Origin of the sequence: Amycolatopsis sp. Hca4 (assembly GCF_013364075.1) — a bacterium.
Classification (GTDB): Bacteria; Actinomycetota; Actinomycetes; order Mycobacteriales; family Pseudonocardiaceae; genus Amycolatopsis.
Genome location: NZ_CP054925.1, coordinates 6,211,530 through 6,230,867, shown reverse-complemented (window position 1 = coordinate 6,230,867; position 19,338 = coordinate 6,211,530). Strand labels below are relative to the sequence as shown.

18 protein-coding genes are annotated in these 19,338 nt (G+C 70.6%); 6 read left to right on the top strand and 12 right to left on the bottom strand.

From position 1 onward, the window contains the following. Positions 1-3 precede the first annotated feature (3 nt). On the bottom strand, positions 4-1,020 hold the full coding sequence (locus HUT10_RS27735) for a hypothetical protein (protein ID WP_176173885.1): 1,017 nt from the start codon (positions 1,018-1,020) through the stop codon (positions 4-6). A gap of 84 nt (positions 1,021-1,104) precedes the next feature. Here HUT10_RS27735 and HUT10_RS27730 point away from each other — a divergent pair, with 84 nt between their 5' ends. Next, positions 1,105-1,767: a DUF1707 domain-containing protein gene (locus HUT10_RS27730; RefSeq protein ID WP_176173884.1), complete on the top strand. Its 663-nt coding sequence runs from the start codon at positions 1,105-1,107 to the stop codon at positions 1,765-1,767. A gap of 74 nt (positions 1,768-1,841) precedes the next feature. On the opposite strand, the gene HUT10_RS27725 is transcribed toward HUT10_RS27730, so the two are convergent. The 9 genes from HUT10_RS27725 to HUT10_RS27685 all read right to left on the bottom strand — a co-directional run bounded on the left by HUT10_RS27725 (position 1,842) and on the right by HUT10_RS27685 (position 11,352). After that, complete coding sequence (locus HUT10_RS27725; protein WP_176173883.1) at positions 1,842-3,248, bottom strand: MFS transporter; 1,407 nt, start codon at positions 3,246-3,248, stop codon at positions 1,842-1,844. A gap of 530 nt (positions 3,249-3,778) precedes the next feature. Further along, positions 3,779-5,425 carry a phosphoenolpyruvate--protein phosphotransferase gene (gene ptsP, locus HUT10_RS27720; protein ID WP_176173882.1) on the bottom strand — a complete coding sequence of 549 codons (1,647 nt, stop codon included), beginning with the start codon at positions 5,423-5,425 and terminating at the stop codon, positions 3,779-3,781. After that, a complete protein-coding gene (locus HUT10_RS27715; protein ID WP_176173881.1) occupies positions 5,418-6,155 on the bottom strand; it encodes a hypothetical protein in 738 nt (245 codons plus the stop codon). The genes ptsP and HUT10_RS27715 overlap by 8 nt, the downstream gene beginning before the upstream one ends. Positions 6,156-6,183: 28 nt before the next feature. Then, on the bottom strand, positions 6,184-7,053 hold the full coding sequence (locus HUT10_RS27710) for a ribokinase (protein ID WP_176173880.1): 870 nt from the start codon (positions 7,051-7,053) through the stop codon (positions 6,184-6,186). A 330-nt stretch (positions 7,054-7,383) separates the two neighbouring features. Beyond that, positions 7,384-8,451, bottom strand: coding sequence for a hypothetical protein (locus HUT10_RS27705; protein ID WP_176173879.1), 1,068 nt, complete (start codon positions 8,449-8,451; stop codon positions 7,384-7,386). Then, positions 8,448-9,503 carry a hypothetical protein gene (locus HUT10_RS27700; RefSeq protein ID WP_176173878.1) on the bottom strand — a complete coding sequence of 352 codons (1,056 nt, stop codon included), beginning with the start codon at positions 9,501-9,503 and terminating at the stop codon, positions 8,448-8,450. Before HUT10_RS27700 ends, HUT10_RS27705 begins: the two co-directional genes overlap by 4 nt. Before the next feature lie 7 nt (positions 9,504-9,510). Next, on the bottom strand, positions 9,511-10,476 hold the full coding sequence (locus HUT10_RS27695; protein ID WP_176173877.1) for a hypothetical protein: 966 nt from the start codon (positions 10,474-10,476) through the stop codon (positions 9,511-9,513). 10 nt (positions 10,477-10,486) lie between these two features. Continuing rightward, a complete protein-coding gene (locus tag HUT10_RS27690; protein WP_176173876.1) occupies positions 10,487-10,810 on the bottom strand; it encodes a hypothetical protein in 324 nt (107 codons plus the stop codon). Positions 10,811-10,836: 26 nt separating this feature from the next. After that, complete coding sequence (locus HUT10_RS27685) at positions 10,837-11,352, bottom strand: YbaB/EbfC family nucleoid-associated protein (protein WP_176173875.1); 516 nt, start codon at positions 11,350-11,352, stop codon at positions 10,837-10,839. Positions 11,353-11,569: 217 nt separating this feature from the next. On the opposite strand from HUT10_RS27685, the gene HUT10_RS27680 reads away from it, so the two are divergent. The 5 genes from HUT10_RS27680 (at position 11,570) to HUT10_RS27660 (ending at position 15,520) form a co-directional block, all read left to right on the top strand. Beyond that, complete coding sequence (locus tag HUT10_RS27680; RefSeq protein WP_176173874.1) at positions 11,570-12,955, top strand: hypothetical protein; 1,386 nt, start codon at positions 11,570-11,572, stop codon at positions 12,953-12,955. Beyond that, positions 12,952-13,695 carry an ESX secretion-associated protein EspG gene (locus tag HUT10_RS27675; protein WP_176173873.1) on the top strand — a complete coding sequence of 248 codons (744 nt, stop codon included), beginning with the start codon at positions 12,952-12,954 and terminating at the stop codon, positions 13,693-13,695. Before HUT10_RS27680 ends, HUT10_RS27675 begins: the two co-directional genes overlap by 4 nt. Next, a complete protein-coding gene (locus tag HUT10_RS27670) occupies positions 13,692-14,093 on the top strand; it encodes a hypothetical protein (protein ID WP_176173872.1) in 402 nt (133 codons plus the stop codon). The genes HUT10_RS27675 and HUT10_RS27670 overlap by 4 nt, the downstream gene beginning before the upstream one ends. Then, entirely contained in the window at positions 14,090-14,710 is a 621-nt protein-coding gene (locus HUT10_RS27665; protein WP_254897063.1) for a DUF3558 domain-containing protein, read from the top strand. Before HUT10_RS27670 ends, HUT10_RS27665 begins: the two co-directional genes overlap by 4 nt. A gap of 72 nt (positions 14,711-14,782) precedes the next feature. Then, positions 14,783-15,520 (top strand): TetR/AcrR family transcriptional regulator, encoded by a 738-nt coding sequence (locus HUT10_RS27660; RefSeq protein WP_176173871.1) that lies wholly within the window; start codon positions 14,783-14,785, stop codon positions 15,518-15,520. Here HUT10_RS27660 and HUT10_RS27655 read toward each other — a convergent pair. After that, a complete protein-coding gene (locus HUT10_RS27655) occupies positions 15,517-16,254 on the bottom strand; it encodes an SDR family oxidoreductase (protein WP_176173870.1) in 738 nt (245 codons plus the stop codon). The two genes, HUT10_RS27660 and HUT10_RS27655, sit on opposite strands and share 4 nt — an antisense overlap. A gap of 90 nt (positions 16,255-16,344) precedes the next feature. After that, positions 16,345-19,191 (bottom strand): leucine--tRNA ligase, encoded by a 2,847-nt coding sequence (gene leuS / locus HUT10_RS27650; protein WP_176173869.1) that lies wholly within the window; start codon positions 19,189-19,191, stop codon positions 16,345-16,347. Positions 19,192-19,338 lie beyond the last annotated feature (147 nt).

Genomic DNA, 19,338 nt, shown 5'->3' with positions numbered 1-19,338 from the left:
CGCTCAGGGCAGGGCAGCGAAGCCCGACCAGTTACCGGCGGGCAGGGCGGCCTTGCTCAGCCGCCACTGCGGTTCGCCGGGGTGCCAGGCGGCCAGCACGCGGTCGGCGAGCACCAGGTCGCCGACCTCCGACCAGCCGAAGCCGCCGCCGCGCTTGAGGTGCTCGGTGACGAACGGCATCCCCGGCGCGTGGTCCCAGGTCGGCCCGTCCGGGCGCAGCAGCCAGAGGTCCCGCGTCTGCGTGCTGGTGGCGCGGTAGGCGGGGTTCGCGAAGTCCACGGCCCAGATCGAGCCTTCGCGCGAGGGCACCACGGCGGGTGCCGAGCCGATCGAGGGCCGGTTGAGCTTCTTGCTGCTGCCGTCCCGCAGGTCGACCAGGGTGAGGTCGGTCAGGCCGTCGAGCAGCAGCCAGTCGCCGGCGGCGCCGAGGATGCGCGGCGCCTGCCGGACCGTGCGGCCGGTCGCCGGTTCGATCATGGCGTCGGTCGATTCGGCGGCGTCGGCGTTGATGGTGATCAGCAGGCCGTGCCGGGTCTCGGTCCGCACCTCGGTGCGGCAGCTGGCGGGCTGGCCGCGGCCGAGCTCGCCGCCGTCGAACGAGACGTGCTGGAGCCGGCAGTCGTCCGGCGCGTCCTGCCGGATCAACCACACGCCTTCGCCGGCGGCGTCGGGACCCGCCGACCAGGCGCGGCCGAGGGACCGCGGCGGGCTCGACGGCCCGGTGTACTCGAGGATCTCGAAGGGCTCGGCGTCCTTGGGGTAGGACGGGCGGACCGTCAGGACGACGTGCTTGCCGGAGCGCACCACGTCCAGCTGGACGTCACCGCCGGGGTAGCCGGGCGGGGTGGCCACCGGGCCGCGGTCGGCGTCGAACAGGGTGGGGGTGACGGTCGGCAGGAGCGCGGTGACGCCGATGCCACCGGTCGCCTGGACGCCGGAGAGTTCCGCCAGCGGCCCCGGGGGCGGCGGTGGCGGCGGGGGTGCGGCGTTGGTGCACCCGGCCAGCAGGACGGCGGCCACGACAGCGGCGGTGGCGCGGACTACGGGTCCGTTCAGGGTTTTCCCCCGATCTCCCTGGAGAAATCCAGTTCTACCATCGTGGACATGGGCGAGGAAGAGACCGCGGCGGCGGAATCGGTGACCGAAACGAGGCCGTTGAGCGAGCGCGACCTCCGGGTGTCGGACGACGAACGCGAGCACGTCGTCGGCGTGCTGCAGAAGGCGATCGGCCGCGGGATGATCGACCTCGACGAGTTCACCGAGCGCACCGACCGCGCGCTGGCGTCGAGGACGCGCGGCGAGCTGAACGCGGTGCTGGCCGACCTCGCCGGCCTCTACCACCCGGCCGCGGCCCTGGCCGCCGCGCCGGCGTACGCGGCGCCTGCGGGCTACAGCGGCTACGCGGGCGGGCCGCGCGTCGAGCTGAACGCGAAGTACTCGTCGCTGCACCGCGGCGGGCCGTGGGTGGTGCCGTCCGAGCTGGTGGTGCGCAACAAGTACGGCTCGACGAAGCTCGACTTCACCGAGGCCCAGGTGCAGTCGCCGGTGGTGCACATCGAGCTGGACGCCAAGTGGGGCTCGGTCGAGATCATCATCCCGGAGCACGCGGCGGTGGACCTGAACGCGATCGGCGACGTCAAGTTCGGCTCGATGGAGGACAAGACCCGCAGCAACGGGCGAATGGGCAACCCGCGGTACGTGCTGAGCGGCCGGGTCCACGGCGGTTCGCTGGTGGTCCGGCACCCGAGGCGCGGCCTCTTCGGCTAGCCGGGGCCCCTCTGCCCCCGGCGTCAAGAAGGCCTCCCCACCCAGGCATCGGGTGGGGAGGCCTTCGCTTTCGTTCAGGCGGCGGGCCGCAGGTTCCGCGCGGCGAACCAGACGAGGGCGGCGAACGCGACGGCGGCAGCCCCGGCGACGACGTGCAGCCCGGCGGGCAGGCCGTGCGCGCGGGCGACGGCGTTGCCCAGCGTGCCGGCGGTGGCGAGGCCGAAGGAGTAGCCGAACTCGTTGACCGTCTGGGCCAGCGAAGCGGCGGCGCCCGCCTTGCGCACCGGAACCGAGCCGACGACCAGATCGGTGCCGAGCGCGACCATCGGCCCGACCCCCAGCGACGTCACGGCGAACCCGAGCGACGGCCAAACCGGTCCGGCCGCCGGGTCGACGAAGGCGAGGATCGCCATCCCGGCGGCGGCGAGGGCGACCCCGCTCGCGATCAATGCGCCGGTCCGGACCCGCCGGGCGAGGACGGGAGCGGCGAGGAAGCTGACGGTCGAGGCGGCCATCCCCGGCAGCAGCCCGAGAGCGGCCCCGACCGGCGAGAGGTGCTGCGCGAGCTGGAAGAACTGGGCGACGAACAGCATGGTGGTGCCGCCGAGCATGCTGAACAGCAGCATCCCGCCGAGCGCGGTCCGGAAGGCCTTGGCGGCGAAGAGGCTGAAGTCGACGAGCGGGTCGGCGAGCGTCCGCTGCCGCTGCACGAAGACGTAGCCGATGACGAGGCCGATGGCGAGCGCGAGCAGCGGAACGAGCCGGAAGCCGTCCCGGGCGAGCTCCTTGACGCCGTAGACGACGGGCAGGATGGCCGCGAGCGAGAGGGCGACGCTCGGCAGGTCGAGCCGCCCGGCGGTCTCGTCCCGGTACTCCGGCAGCAGCTTCGGGCCGATGACGAGCAGGACGACCATGGCCGGGACGCCGAGCAGGAAGACCGAACCCCACCAGAAGTGCTCGAGCAGGAACCCGCCGACCATCGGCCCGACGATGGCACCGACGGTGAAGCAGCCGGCCCAGATCCCGATGGCCTCGGCCCGCTGCCGCGGGTTGACGAACATGGTCCCGATGAGCGAGAGGGTCGAAGGAGCAAGGGTGGCCCCGGCGATCCCGAGCGCGGCCCGGGCGGCGATCAGCATCCCGGCACTGGTCGAGAAGGCGGCGACAACGGAGGCGGCCCCGAAGGCGGCGGCCCCGGCGAGCAGCAGTTTCCGCCGCCCGACGCGGTCGCCGAGGGTACCCATGGTGACCATGAAGCCGGCGACCATGAAGCCGTAGGTGTCCATGATCCAGAGCTGTTCGGTGCCGTCGGCGTGCAGGCTGAGCGCGAGTTTCGGAAGGGCGAGGACGAGGACGAAGACATCCAGCGAGACGAGCAGGGTGGGCAGGGCGAGAACGGCCAGCCCAACCCATTCCCGGCGCCCGGCCCTGACATCCGCGGCCTCCCCGGCGGCGGCTGGGGCGGTGGTGGTGGCGGTCATGGTCGGTCCTCTCGACTGGGGGCTCTTGCTTGGTCGTCGAGTGGGTGGCGGTGGGATCGACATCGTTCGCGAATTTTTCTGAACACGGCGAAGGCCGCCCCGTTGTTCTTCGAGACGGCCCTCGGGAGGTCGGGCGGGTTGCCCACACCCCTCGATCAATGTGGACAACCACGCTGGTTCAGGTTCGCACAGATCGGAACTGTCGGTGATGACCGATAGACTGAAAGTGGGGGGGGCGCCCCTGCGGGTGGGGATGATTCGCGCTGGGGCGAAACGAGCGGGCGGAGCAAGATCGGCAGTTCAGAGGGCTTGCGGACAGCCTGGTAGGGCGAGATCGGCGCTGGCGGGGCGGCCGAAGCCAGGAAGAAACTTACGATGGTGTGCCGGCAGCGAGCCGAGGAGGCCGCCCGATCAGCGCAGCTCACCTCCGCGGCAGATCCGGCCCGAGCCCAGCCGAGCAAGCGGGCTGGGGCTCACGACACCGCGCCTGGGCGACCCGGCCGCGCCGCGGGCGGGTCGCCGTCCCTGCGTCAGGGGCGGGCCGCCGCGCGGGCTGCTGCCGGGTTCGCCGTTGCCAGGGTTGCCTCCGCCAGGGCCTCGCACTCTGCGAGCGTCGCCGCCGCCAGGCTGGCTCCGACCGCGCGGACCGCCGGAGCGTTCATCGACAAGCTCGTCAGCCCCAGCCCGGCCAGGACCAGCGCCAGCCTCGGGTCCGCCGCCGCCTCGCCGCACACTCCGGCCGGTTTGCCCGTGGCCTTGGCCGCGTTGCCGATCAGCTTCAGCAAGCGCAACAGACCCGGCTGCCACGGGTCGTTCAGCTTCGCCACCGCGCCCAGCTGGCGGTCCGCCGCGAAGGTGTACTGGGCGAGGTCGTTCGTACCCACCGACACGAAGTCCACCGCTTCGAGGATCTCGCGAGCCGTCAGCGCCGCCGCCGGGATCTCGATCATCACGCCCGCCCGGGCGATGCCCGCCGCGCGGACGCGCTCTGCGAACCAGGCCGCTTCCTCCACCGTGGCCACCATCGGGGCCATCACCGAAACCTCCGCGCCCGAATCCTCCGCCGCACCCGCGATGGCCTCGAGCTGGCGGTCGAGCACCTCCGGCCGGTCGAACGCCACGCGCAGGCCCCGGACACCCAGCGCCGGGTTCGGCTCGGCTTCCGGGGACAGGAACGCCAGCGGCTTGTCGGCGCCCGCGTCGAGGGTCCGGACGATCACCGGCTTGCCGCGGAACGGGGCGAGCACCGCCGTGTACGCCGCGCGCTGGTCGGCGACCGAGGGTTCGTCCGCGGCGTCCAGGTAGCAGAACTCGGTGCGGAACAGGCCGACCCCTTCGGCGCCCGCGTCCGCCGCTGCCTGGGCGTCGGCCGGGGAGCCGACGTTGCCGTAGACCTTCACGCGGTGGCCGTCCGCCGTGGCGCCCGTGCCGTTCCACTCGGCGCGCTGGGCCACCGTGGCCGCGACGACCGGGGCCGACGGGTCCGCGACCTCGACCACGCCCGTGTCGCCGTCGACCGCAAGCGCTTGCGCGTCCAGTGCCAGCAGGCCGCGCACCGCCACGACGGCGGGGATGCCCAGTGCTCGCGCCAGGATCGCGGTGTGGCTGGTGGGGCCGCCTTCCTCGGTGACCAGGGCGAGGACCTTCGCCGGGTCGAGGCCCGCGGTGTCGGCCGGGGCCAGGTCGCGGGCGACCAGCACGCTCGGCGTCGCCAGCTCGGGGACGCCCGGCGGTGCGATGCCGAGCAGTTCGGCGATCAGCCGGTCGCGCACGTCCCGGACGTCTTGGACGCGCTCGGCCATGTACCCGCCGGCCGCGGCCAGCGCTTCGGCGAAGCCCTCGGCCGCCTGGTGGACAGCGCGCGCGGCGGGCAGTCCCTGCGTCTGGACGAGCTGCTGGGCCTGCGCGGCGAGCGCCGGGTCGGCGGCCATCGCGGCCGTGGTGATGAGGATCGTGGCCGCCTCGCCGGTCGCGGTCTCGGCCTGCTTCTCCAGCCGCGCGGCGACGGCTTCGGCGGCGGGCGCGATCCGGGCGGCCTCGGCGGCGGGGTCGGCCGGGGCGGGCGTGGCGGCGGGCTCGCCGAGCGGCTCCGCGACGCGGACGACGGGACCACTCGCGCGACCAGGGCTGACGGCGACCCCCGACAGGGACCCCGCGGCGGCTTCAAGCTCAGACATGGTCTAGACCATAGCTCAGATACGTCTGGATATCTCGTGGTGGCGGGCACAATCCGCGTTGCCGTACCTGTTCGAGCACCGGTTCGACCTCCTCGCGCCACCAGGAGCCGGCCAGTTCGCCGCGGCTGCGCACCGGCCGTCCGGCCAGCATACGGCGGAAACCCCAGGCCTCGGCCGAGTCGGCGAGCCGGAACCAGTCGGCCGGGTCGTCGAGCCAGAGTCCGAGGCGGACGTCGTCGGGCAGCGGCACGCGCTCGAGGAACATCCGCTCGGCGGTCTTCGACGGCAGGTCGGCGAGCGTCAGGCAGCGCAGCGCGCAGGCGACCGTGCTGATCCAGCGGACCCGCGCGCGGATGGTCCGGGCGCCGCGGGCGCGGGCGATGCCGACGCGGTGGTGGCCGTCTTCGACGAAGAACATTTCGGAAAGCCGCACGAGCCGCACCGGCGGCAGGTCCGCCGACGTCCGCGTCAGCTGCTCCCAGCGCTCGCGCAGCGCGCGGTTGCGCGGCCGGAACTCGCGGTCGAAGTCGCCGGCGCGGGCGACCGTGCCGACGATGCCCTCCACCGGCACGTCGTAGACGCCTTCGTCGAGTTCGGTCTGCTTGCCGAGGGCCTTGAGGGTTTCGTCGAGCGGCATGATCGCGAGCCGGTCCGGGCGGCGGGCGTCCGCGATCGACCGCAGCTGAGCTGCGTAGCCGCGCCACCAGGCCGAGTCGAACGAGTCGCCCATGTGACCTGCAACACGGACGACTCGATGATCATTCCCCCAGTTCAGCGGCAGTGGGATAGGACGGCTGGGCCCCGGGCCGGGTCACGCTGAACGCCGCAACGCGCGCCGCGCGCCTGGCTGCGGAGACCAGGTCGGCGCCGTCGGCGAGCGACGCGGCGAGCGCGCCCGCGAAGGCGTCGCCGGCCCCGGTGGTGTCCACGGCCTCGACCTTCGCCGATGCCACCTCGGTCGTGCCGTCGGGTTCCACGACGACCGCGCCGGCCGCACCGAGCGTGACGACGGCGGCCCGCGGCCCCAGGTCGAGCAGCTTCCGGAAGTCCGCGCCGGGTCCGGTGAGCCAGGCGGCCTCGTGCTCGTTGACGAGCAGGACGTCGAGGCGGGCCAGCGTCTCCGGGGAGAGCTTCGCCGCCGGCGACAGGTTCAGCAGCACCCGTACGCCCTTTTCCGCGGCCCGCGCGACGGCGTGTTCGACGGTCGGCAACGGCACCTCCAGCGACAAGACGACGACCTCCACCCCGTCGAAGACGGCGTCGACGTCGGCGGGCTCCAGGCTGGAGTTGGCACCGGGGGAGACGAGGATCGAGTTTTCGCCGTCCGGGGTGACGGTGATGTAGGCGATGCCGGTCGGCCGCTCGCTGGTGCGCACGAGCCCGGTGTCGACACCGGCGGCGCGGAGCGAGTCGAGCAGCAGCCGGCCGTAGGGGTCATCGCCGACGGCGCCAAGCAGCGCGACGTCGGCCCCGAGCCGTCCCGCCGCGACCGCCGTGTTGGCGCCCTTGCCACCCGGTGAAAGCACGGTGTCGCCACCCAGTACGGTCTCCCCACCGCCGGGCCGCCGATCCACCGCGACGACGAGATCGGCGTTGGCCGATCCCACAACGAGCACGTCCGAGTTCATCCCGGCACTGTCCCACAAAACCCGTCCCGGCCTGGTCAGCACCGGCAAGCAAGGGGAAAGTGAAGGTTTTTGTAACTTATCCGGCGTTGAGTGCGACAATCATGCGAGCAGCGGATGCCCGTCACTCGATCGGGGGATGTCCGTCCCCCGGCCGTCACCTAGTGACCCCGGGCCCGCTCTCCAGGTGCGTCATCGCGGAGACGTGATGACGTTGCCCCAACCGGCGCGAGCCGGGCAGGGCATCGGGTCGCCGGCGCCGATCACGTAGCCCCCCGAGTGATCGGCGTCGGCGGCGCCCCCGCCTCCCGCAGCAGGACCGCCGTCGTCCCGTCATCTCCTCCACGGGATGCCGACCGGCAGCACCTCGAGGACGTGCTCGTCGAATTCGCCGGACGCCGTTGCGCTCATGGTGGACGGCAGCCGGTACCAGCCGTCGGGCTGGCGCAGTTCGTCCAGTTCCGGGCGGCGGAGCGGGAAGTCGTCACTCACGGGGAGGAACTCGACGAGCCTTGCGGGTGTCCGCAGCTCGGCGATTTCCGGCCAGGAGACCTCGATCCGCCGGTGGTAGGACCGCCAGCGGAGCCCGGCGGCCGACAGCTCCAGCGTGATCCGGAACTTCCGGGAATTGCGCTGCTGCCACCCGATCTCTCGCCACGACATGCCGACGAAGACCGCGATGAACAGAACGATGCAGGCGGTGCGGAACCCGTTGCGCGGCCCGAACTCGATCACGGCGCCGAGTCCCAGCTCGATCGCGAGGGCGAAGAACCGGAGCCAGCGGTAGACCACCCGATCCCCGCCGTTCATGTGGATCGTGACGGAACCGGACGGCTGCAGCGGCGGTGGCACCCAACCGGACACCGCGGCCGGAACCGGTGGTGACGCGGGAACCTGCACGTCGGCGACGCGCTCGGCCCGGACGCCGACGTGCTTCGCCAGCAACTCGCGCACCCGCGGGACTTCCCTTTCGTACAGCGGGATCCCGGCCGCCAGGAGGTCACCGCCGCCGATGCGGACCAGGCTGCGGTGATGGCTTTCGAAGTCGTCACGGGCCGGAGTCAGCACGAGCTGAGGATGCTTGTGCTTCTTCCCGATCTCGACGACCGACGCGGCGGCGAGCTCGTCCCACCGCACGGCCCAGACGACGGCGCCGATCACCCGGGAGATGCCGGCCGGGTCGATGATCAGCTCGTTCCGGACCGGCGTGCGCAAGGACCGCCAGACCAAGTTCAGGCCGAGCAACGCGAAACTGCCGCCGAAGACGCAGCCCGCGAGCCGCGGGCCCTGCTGGGCCGAAGACAAGCCGAGCCAGATGATCCCGGCGCCGACCGCGAGCAGTAAGCCGGCCTGAATCCAGTGCGGTCCGTCCGTCCGTGACACGACGACGCTCTCGGTCATGCCTTCACCAACCGCATCACGTTCTTGGCCGCGCCTGGCGAAACTTTCGCGGCCAGCGGCCGGTCGCCGCCTCGGCGGAGGGTTGCGTGGACCGAAACGTAGTAACGCGTGGCTTTCTTCGCCGAAGGCTCGACCGTCAGCCGAGCGAGGTCGGTGCGCTGGACGCGGACCGGGTCGCCTTCCTCGGGACGCCAGGTGATCGCGTCGGCGGTCATGACGAATTCGCCGGAGTCGCCTCGGTAGCGAGTCAGGTAGAGGAACACCCAGATCGCGATCGCCACCGGAAGCGGGATGCCCGGTGGGATGTCGAAGAAGGCCGGCGCCACGAAGTCGGCGATGACGGCCAGCCACGCCGCCCACAGGACGAACAACCTGCCGGCGGATGCCTGCTCGGCGCGGACGAGCGTGCGCGCCTGGTCCGCACTCCAGCGCTTGACCAGCCGCTTCACCGGGTTGGGCACCCCGAAGCCGCCGCGTCGGACGTTCTTGGAGTTCCACCGTGCGAGGCCGGGACGGTACCGCTCGATCGCCGCCAGGGCTTTCTCGGCTTCTTCCCTGGCCAACGCCGAGGACAGGATGAAGCCGTCTTCGGACTTGTGCCGGCAGTCGCGGTTGAGGTTGCGGCTCGCAGCTTCGTCTTCGAGGGAGACGGTCAGCGCGACCCGGCCGCCGGGCTGCCCTTCGCGGAAGGTGAATCGCCGGACGTCGTCCCAGGGCAGAACGAGCGTCGTCTTGTCTTCGAGCGGCTGCCGGAATCCGTCGGGGCCGAACTCGACCCGCGCCGTCACCATGGCGCCGTGTCGGCGGATGTAGCGCCCCAACATCGGCTTGACGCAGAAGCACAGCAGGGCCAGCAAGCCGAGTACGGGCGCCACCAGGTGCACGACCCGATCCCCGCTTCGCAACCAGGCCAACAGGCCCGCTGCGCTCGCGAGCACGATTCCGAGGAACGCGGCGCACCCGACGGCCGTCCTCAGTTCGGCCGGCGGGTGGTGGATCGGCAGCCGGACCCGCACCACGGCCGTTTTCGGCTCGCCGGGAGTCGTCGACACCACGGCGCTAGATCGACCCGGAGATGCGCTGGCCGCCCTGTTGCCGGAAGACCGGTTCCGGGGCCGCGGGTTTCTTCTCGTTGTAGTGGTTCTCGCGGTAGTTCTTGTCGGCTTCGTCGTAGGCGCCCGCGGTCTTCTTGCCCGCTTCCTTGCCTGCCTCTTCACCGATTGCCTTGGGCAGCTCCTTCAGCCCGTCCTTGAACACGCCCGGTGCCGCGTGTACCGCGTCCTTCAGCGCGGCGAGCAGCTTCTGTCCGACGGTCCGGAAGAGGCCGCTGAGGTGGTTGAACTGGCTGATGCCCCTCCGGAAGGCACGCACGAGCTTCTGCAGCCACTCCGACATCCGCCTGCCGCAGCTGGCGATCTCCTTCGTGCCTTCACCGGCAAAGCCCGCCGGTGCGGCGGGGCCCGGGTAACGCATGAGGATGCTGATCAGCTTGCCGATGCACTCCGTGAGCAGGTCACGCAGCACACTGCGCACGACGTTCAGGATGCTCTTGCAGACGTCGATCAGGACGGAAATGGCCTTTGCGCCGCCCGCAACGCTCGAGTACATGTCGCCGAGTTCGGCGGTGAACGCGCGATAGGCGTCCGCGCCTTGCCCCTGCCACTCCTCGCTGTCCGCCTTCACCGTCTCCAGGAGATCCTTGGCGACGGCGTCGATCTCGTCGCTGATGCCGCTCCACGTCTCCTGCATGACGTCGAGCTGTTCCTGGTTCCCGGTCACCCAGTCGAGCGGGGCGCGCAGGACCTCGACGTGTTCGATCAGCCAGCCGAGCCCCATGCTCGCCAGACCGGCGATCGGGTCCTGCAGGAAGTCCATCACGCCGGCAGCACCGAAACCGAGGTTGAGCAGACCTTCGGTCCAGTCGTCGTCGGCCGCTTTCGTTGCCGCGTCCCAGAAGTCCTGAGCCATTCCGGCGCCTTCGAGCGCCGAAGACCCTTCGTCGACCTTCTTCTTGGCTGCCGTCACCAATGCGTTCTCAGTCAAGGTGGATGCCTTCCAAGCTCGCCTTGACGTCCTGCTCCCGCCAGTCCACGTGCTGGGACCAGGTGCGCACGCGGTCGATCTGTTCCTGGGCCACGTTCTTCGCGTGGCCGATGGAGTCGCTGCCCAAGGTCTGGGCGACGCCGCAGAGCGTGCCGAGGCCGCAAGCCTGGCCGATGAGACCGAACGCCATCGGGTCGACGACCTGGGCCGCCGCGTCCAGGGTCTTCGCGAACCGGTCGACGAACGGTTCGAGCTTCTTCGCGTGGGACAGCAACTGCTCCGGTTTGATCCGGATGTCCGGCTGCGGGTTGTTCACGGTGTTCTCCTCCCTCGTTGCCCTGGTCAGCGCAAGTAGTCGCCGTCGCTGAAGTAGTCGTCGTCGGTGCCGGGCTCAGGCGCCGGACGCGGCGGGGCCGGCTTAGGTGCAGGCTTTGCCGGCGCCTCTTCTTCCACGATGAAGCGCGACCCGTCGCTCGCGGGCGCCGCATGACCTCCCTCCACGAAGCCCTGCGGCTCCGGTTCCGGGAACTCGCGGTGGAGCTGCTGGACCAGCTCGTCCATGGTGGCGGTGCCGGCGATCGACGGAATCCCGGTCTGCACGGCGTCCGCCAGCTTGCTTTGCGCGCGCTGGACGGTCCGCAGTATCTCTTCGGCGAGGTTCGCCTTCTCGCGCACCGCGTGCCCGATTTCCAGCCCGACGAGGTTGCCGAGGTGGTTCACCGTGACCGCGATCTGGCCGTCCTGGCTGCGCTCGGCGACCGAGACCGCCGCCATCTCGGCCTGCATGCGGTCGCCTCGCTGCTTGGCCTCGGCGATCTTGGCGTCGAAGCTCGCCAGCAACTGCTCCGGGTTCGACACGCGAACCTCCCCTGTTCACGTCGGTAACCGTACGGCGACCGAGTGTGGCACACCGGTCCGACAGTTCCGGGGGAGTTCCGGTTTTCCCCACTCGTCCGAGCTCGTCGGGTGGCTGGTGCAGTCGCCTGACCTGGTGTGGTTCTCACACGGCCGGTAATCGGTGGGGTATTGTCCGTGACGCAAGAGGGGAGATCGAACGCGAGGGGAGCGCGGTTCGGTGGGGTTGTTCGGCGACATGCTCGACGCTGCCAAGCACGTCGGGTCGGAGATCGCGCACGCCGTCCAGTCGGGTGGTGAGCGGCTCGGCAACGTTCTGACCGGCGCGGGTGTCGGCCTGCTCACGGGTGGGGTGCCCGGCGCGGTCGCGGGCGCCTACGTCGGCTCGCAGACCGGGAGCGGGGCGGCGAACCCGCAGGCCGCGGGGCTGTCACCCGGCCAGCTGGTGCGGGCCGTGCTGAGCGGGCCCGGCACCGAGTCGCTGCAGAAGGTGCACCAGGCGGGTGTCGACCAGTCGACTTATCAGCGCCGGCTGGAGCAGGGCACGCGGGAACTGACGGCCGGCCTCGAATCCGCGTGGACGGGCGGGGCTTCCGACGCGGCGCGGGAGCGGCTCCAGCCGTTGACGGCGTCCGCGACCTCGGCGTCCACGACGCTGGACCGCAACTCGACGCTGGCCCAGGCGCAGATCGACCAGTTCCACCGGATGAAGAACTCGCTGCACCCGGACGTCACCGACCAGCCGCCGACGCGCAGCGCCTGGGACGTCGTGACGCCGTGGGACACCGACACCGAAGACAAGATCAACCAGTACAACCGGAAGGCACAGGAGAACGTCGAGCGGTACACCGCGTACTCGCAGCAGTCCAGCGCGAACACCGCGGCCCGGACGATCGACTACGGCCAGCTCCGCGAGTACACCGGCGGCGACTTCACGGTGCAGGACCCGAAGGAGCCGGTCGAGCCGCCGGCCCGCAGGCGGACGCGGACGGGTGGTGGCGACGACGACCGGCCGATCGGTGCCCAGGTCCAGCCGCCGCCTGCGGTCCACCCGCCGGTCTTGCCGCCTGGGCAGATCACGCCACCCGGGCAAGTGACGCCGCCGGGGCACGTCATGCCGCCGCACACCTCCGGCGTGGATGACAGCGTTCGGGCGCAGAGTTACGTGCCGCCGTCGACACAGTTGCCGCCGGGGTACCAGCTGCCGGGGACCGGTCCTGGCACCTCCGACGCGTTCGGCCCCGGCTTCGGACCTGGTAGTGGCGGGTTCGGACCTGGTGGCGGCGGGTTCGGGCCCGGCTCGTCGTCCGGCGCGGGCGTTGGCACCGGCTCGGGCAGCGGCGCGAGCTTGGGTGCCCGCAGTCCGGGCGCTTCGACCGGAACCGGCGTGCCGGGCGAGGGACGCCCGGGCGCGACCGGCGTCCGCGGCGGCCCGGCCGGCAAGCCGGGTTCGCCGGGCATGGGTGGCATGGGCCCCGGCGCCAAAGGTGGCAAGGGCGAGGAGGACACCGAGCACCAGCGCGCGTCGTACCTGGTGGAGGCCGATCCGGAGAGCATCTTCGGCGGGTCCGACGAGCGGACCGTACCCCCGGTGATCGGGCTGTGATCTTCCTGCCCAAGACCGCGCTGCTCACCGCGTGGGGGTGGGAGCGGCACGGCCCGCCGCCCCCGGTCCTCGGCGCCGACAACCTCTGGCTCGGCGACGAAACCCGCAAGCGCCTCGACGAGCAGGTCCTCGACGTCCTGACCTCGCTCCGCCTCGCGGCGGGCGGCACGTTGACGCGGGACTTCCGCGACGTCCTGCGCGTCCTGGCGAAGGGCGCCCACCAGTTCACGGCGTGGCTGGGCGACATCGAAGCGGACGAATCGGGCGCGGTGCTCGTGTCGGCCTCCGGATCGGACGCGCTCCGGCTCATCCGGAAAGACGACACGGTCCGGATCGACGTCGTGGAGCCGTCGCGGATCGCGGAGTCGCTGGTGGACGTGCTGCCGCCGGTGCCGCCCGCGCGGATTTCGGCGGTGTCGATCCCGGAGGCGCGCTTCTCGGGGCGGGCGGTGGAGGAGTCGTACGACCTCGACGACCCGACGCTCGATCGTGGCCGGGACCCGCTGCCGTGGGCTCGCCGGCTGATGGCAGCTCGGCGGACCGGGTTGCACCAGTGCTACGCCGTGCAGCGGGGTGCTCGCAGCGCGCCGATCACCGCGGTGGATATCGCCGGGACCGGACGGGTGCTGACGTACGTGCAGGCGGGGCGCGAGCCTGTGGTCAGGTTCCAGCCGGGGACCCGGGGTGCGCTGACGGAAGTGTTGTACGCGACCCTGAACGGGTTGGGGGGAGGACGATGACGAACTCGATCTTCAGCGGAATCGGCTTCTGGGCGACGGACCTGCCGAGCGCGGGGCCGTCGCCCGCCGGTGGGCAGGGGTTCGCAATGAGCAGTGCGGAGATGCGAGCGCTGCTCCAAAAGGCAGAGAGTCAGAAGGACACCATCAGTGACCAGTTGCGCGACGCTGAAATTCTGAGCAGGGCGAAGCCGCCGGCCGAGGAACCGGTCAGCCAAGCTGCGGTGAACGGCGCGAACGGTGTCAACGAGGCCGGGCGGTATTACCAGGGCCACCTGCAGTACCAACTGGACTACTACACAGAGTTGACTCGACGGCTGAGGCAAGCTCTCGGCATCACCGAAGCAGCGGATCAACAGGCTGCGGACTCGACGAAAACGATCAAGGGGTCGCTCGAATGATTCGACGGGTTCTCATCGGCACGACCGCGGTGGTCGTCGGTACAGCACTGCTGACCTCGTGCACCGGTGAACGTCGCACGCCGGGTACTGCATCGCCCGCGCCGGCCAGCAGCGCAGAGCTGCCGAACAGCGGCGCGCCGAAGGTGAACGACCCGCTGCCGGCGAAAGTCTTGGACGGGAGCCCCTGCGACTCGGCTCTCACCGAAGAGCAGCTGGCCGGCTATCTGGGCAAGCCCGGCGCGCCGGAACCGAAAGACTCCGAGCTCGGCCCCATGTGCGACTGGGCCAGTACTTCCGGGAGTAGCGCCGGCATCCTCGTCGCATACGAAACGAAGACCGGGCAGGGCATCAGCTTCACCTACAAGAACGAAAAGCCGAAGGCTTCCCGCTGGGTCGACGATTTGGACCCTGTCCAGGGCTACCCGATCGTCGGCTATGTCGATGTGGGAGCCAGCGGTCAGCGAAGCTGCGTGCTTGTCGTCGGTGTCTCCGATGAACTCGCGTACTCGCTCTCGTTGGTCCTCGGCGACGACGCTGCCGAAAAAGGGAAGGACGCTTGTCAGCTCGGGCGGGGCGTCGCCGACACGGTGCTGACCAACCTCAAGGCGCGGGCCTGAGCTGCACCTTTTCGTTACGGCGGAAATGGCGTTAATGCAAGATCTGTCGTACTAAGCACTTAGACTGTTCGGATGAGCCACCCCACTCGGAGGGGTCGCGCGCGTGCGGCTACCGAACAGGACATCCGGCGGACCGCCCGGAGACTGCTCGTCGAGCAGGGGCCGGAGGCGGTCACGCTGCGTGCCATCGCGCGGGAGCTGGGGATCACCGCGCCCGCGCTCTACCGGTACTACGAGTCTCGGGATGACCTCGTCGAGAACCTGCGGCTGGACGTCTGCGCCGACCTGGCGGACGATCTCGCCGAGGAGATCGCCGAGCTGCCGGACGACGGGGTGCTGCAGCTGTTCGCCATCTGCAAGGGCTTCCGGCGGTGGGCGCTCACCCACACGAAGGAATTCACGCTGGTCTTCGCGTCGCCGACCGGCGGGATCGGGTCGACGTCGGGGAGTGCGCTGAGCCGGGTCGACGAGCCGTTCGGGCGGATCTTCCTGGCTGCTGCCGGGCGGGTGCTCGCGCGGCACGACGTCGTGCTGCCCTCGGCCAGCAGCGTGCCCGATGAGCTGCGGGACGACCTGAAGACCTTCCAGGAGTCGCTGGTCGCGGTGCTCGTCGAGTCCGATCAAGGCGTTCCGGTCGAGAAGATCGACCTCGGCGTGACGTACCTGATGATCCAGTTCTGGGCCCGGATCTACGGGCACGTCACGCTCGAGGTCTTCGGCAACTACCCGATCCCGATGGCCAAGCCGGACGTCCTGTTCGAGGCGATGCTCGCGGACCTCGCGCGGGAGATCGGGCTCTACACCGGTTAGGCCGCGTGGCCGCCGTCGACCGACAGGACCGCCGCCGTCACGTACTCGGCTCCGGGTGAGGCGAGGTACGCGACCGCCGAAGCCACCTCCGACGGCGAGCCGTAGCGGTCGAACGCCGTCAGGGCGCGCTGGTCGGCCGCGTACGGGCCGTCGGCCGGGTTCATGTCCGTGTCCGTCGGGCCCGGGTGGACCAGGTTCACCGTGATGCCGCGCGGGCCGAGCTCGCGCGCCAGCGCCTTGGTCAAGCCCACCATCGCTGCCTTGCTCGTCGCGTACAGCGCCATGCCCGGGCCCGGCACGCGGTCGGTGACGCAGCTGCCGATCGTGATCACGCGGCCGCCGTCGGCCAGGACTCCGGCCGCCGCCTGGGTCGCCGCGAACACACCGCGGACGTTCACCGCCAGGACGCGGTCGACGTCTTCCAGCGAAGTCTCGCCGAACGCGCCGACGAACCCGACGCCCGCGTTGTTCACCAGCACGTCCAGCCGTCCGAACTCCGCGACGGTCGCCCGGACCGCCGCCGAAACCGCCGCGGCGTCCGCCGAATCCGCCTGGACCGCCAGCGCGCGGCGGCCGAGGCTCTTGATCTTGTCGACCACCTCGGCCGCCAGCGTGCCGTTGTGCTGGTACGTCAGCGCGACGTCCGCGCCGTCCTCGGCGAGCCGCAGTGCCGTGGCCGCCCCGATGCCGCGGCTGCCGCCCGTCACCAGTGCCACCTTGCCGTCGAGGGTCATCCCCGGTTCTCCTTCGATCGAGCCGCTTTCGTTGACAGCTCAATCAAATCGGGGATGACCGCCGAGTACTGGCGCCTTTCCGCCCTCGCGTTAGAGGACGATGTTGACCAGCCGCCCGGGCACCACGATCACCTTGCGCGGCGAGCCGTCGCCGATCATCGCCGCGACCTTCTCGTCCGCCAGCGCCGCCGCCTGGACCTCGTCCTGAGACGCGGAAGCGGCGACCGTCACCCGGGACCGGACCTTGCCGTTGACCTGGATCGGGTACTCGACCGAATCCTCCACCAGGTACTTCTCGTCCACCACCGGGAACGGGCCCTGCACCAGCGAGTCCACGTGGCCCAGCCGGTGCCACAGCTCCTCCGCCATGTGCGGGGCCAGCGGCGCCAGCATCAGCACCAGCGGCTCGGCCAGCTCACGCGGCGTCGACGCGGCCGCGCCGTACACCTTGGTGACGTGGTTGTTCAGCTCGATCAGCTTCGCGCCCGCCGTGTTGAACCGCATCTCCGCGTAGTCCTCGCGGACGCCGGCGATGGTCCGGTGCAGCACCTTCCGGTCCGCCTCGGAAGCGTCCTCAGTGGACACCCGCAGCTCGCCGGTCGTCTCGTCGACCACCAGGCGCCACAGCCGCTGCAGGAACCGGTGCGCGCCGACGACGTCCTTGGTCGCCCACGGGCGCGACATGGCCAGCGGGCCCATCGCCATCTCGTAGAACCGGAACGTGTCGGCGCCGTAGTTCTCGGCCATCTCGTCCGGCGTGACGACGTTCTTCAGGCTCTTGCCCATCTTGCCGTACTCCTGGGTGACCTCTTCGCCGTTGAAGAAGTACTTCCCGTCGCGCTCCTCGACCTGCTCGGCCGGGACGTAGACGCCGCGCGCGTCCGTGTACGCGTACGCCTCGATGTAGCCCTGGTTGAACAGCTTCCGGTACGGCTCCTTGGACGTCACGTACCCCAGGTCGAACAGCACCTTGTGCCAGAACCGCGAGTACAGCAGGTGCAGAACTGCATGCTCGACGCCGCCGACGTACAGGTCGACGCCGCCGGTGTCGTCCGCGCCGTACTCGCCGGGCCGCGGGCCCATCCAGTACTGCTCGTTCTCCGGCGCGCAGAACGTCTCGGTGTTCGTCGGGTCCACGTAACGCAGCTGGTACCAGCACGAACCGGCCCAGTTCGGCATCGTGTTGATGTCGCGGCGGTACTTCTTCGGCCCGTCGCCCAGGTCCAGCTCGACCTCGACCCAGTCCGTCGCGCGCGCCAGCGGCGACGACGGCATCGAGTCGCGGTCCTCCGGGTCGAACGTCACCGGCGAGTAGTCGGCGACCTCGGGCAGCTCGATCGGCAGCATCGACTCGGGGACGGCGTGGACTTCGCCGGCCTCGTCGTAGACCACCGGGAACGGCTCGCCCCAGTAGCGCTGGCGCGAGAACAGCCAGTCTCGCAGCTTGTACTGGACCGTCCCGGTGCCGGCGCCCTTCTCCGACAGCCAGTCGATGATCGTCTTCTTGGCTTCGGCCACGTCCATGCCGTCCAGGAAGCCCGAGTTGATCGCCGGTCCGTCGCCGGTGAACGCCTTGCCGTCGAAGCCTTCCGACGGCTGGACGGTCCGGATGATGTCCAGGCCGAACTTCTCGGCGAACTCCCAGTCGCGGACGTCCTGGCCGGGGACGGCCATGATCGCGCCGGTGCCGTAGCCCATCAGCACGTAGTCGGCGACGAAGATCGGGATCTGCTTGTCGTTGACCGGGTTCGTCGCGTACGCGCCGGTGAAGACGCCGGTCTTCTCCTTGTTCTCCTGCCGGTCCAGCTCGGACTTCCGGGACGCGGCGACGCGGTATTCCTTGATCGCCTCGGCGGGCGTCGCGGCACCGCCGGTCCACCGCGAGTCGACGCCCTCAGGCCAGGAAGCCGCAGTCAGCTTGTCGACCAGCGGGTGCTCCGGCGCCAGCACCATGTACGTGGCGCCGAACAGCGTGTCCGGGCGGGTCGTGAAGACCTCGATCGCGTCTTCGCCGGTCTTGAACGTGACGCGGGCGCCGTGCGAGCGGCCGATCCAGTTCCGCTGCATGGACTTGACCTTCTCCGGCCAGTCCAGCAGGTCCAGGTCGTCGACCAGGCGGTCGGCGTACGCGGTGATCCGCATCATCCACTGCCGCAGGTTGCGGCGGAAGACGGGGAAGTTGCCGCGCTCGCTGCGCCCCTCGGAGGTGACCTCTTCGTTCGACAGCACCGTGCCCAGGCCCGGGCACCAGTTGACCGGCGCTTCGGAGATGTACACCAGCCGGTGGTCGTCGATGATCTTCTTGCGCTCGGACGCGCTCAGCGACGCCCAGTCACGGCCGTCCGGCGTCGGCCGGGAGCCGTCCGCGAAGGCGGCCTCCAGCTCGGCGATCGGGCGCGCCTTGCCCGCCTCGGTGTCGTACCAGCTGTTGAAGATCTGCAGGAAGATCCACTGCGTCCAGCGGTAGTACTCGGGGTCGATCGTGGAGATACGACGGCGTTCGTCGTGGCCCAGGCCCAAGCGCCGGATCTGGCGCAGGTAGGTCCGGATGTTCTCCTCGGTCGTCTTGCGCGGGTGCTGCCCGGTCTGGACCGCGTACTGCTCGGCCGGCAGGCCGAACGCGTCGAAGCCCATCGTGTGCAGCACGTTGCGCCCGATCATCCGGTGGTACCGGGCGAAGACGTCGGTGCTGATGAAGCCCAGCGGGTGCCCGACGTGCAGGCCGGAGCCCGACGGGTACGGGAACATGTCCTGGACGAACAGCTTGTCGCTGGGCACCGGCTGCCCCTCGACGGCGAGCGGCCCGACGGGGTTCGGCGCGTGGAAGGTCCCCTGGTCGGCCCAGTGGTCCTGCCAGCGCTGCTCGATCTGACCCGCCAGCGCGGCCGTGTAGCGGTGCGCCGGGACGTCGATGGGCGTCCCTGGTGTCTCGGTCATCGCCGTCATCCTTCGTCGATCGCTCCAGAAACAACTCGACCCCTCAGCCACCAGGGCATGAGGGGTCGCCGCGCCGGCCGGGCCGGACCCGGTCAGCGCGGCAGGCTAAGGAGCAGCCGAGCCGTGTTCATGTGCATATCGTAACTT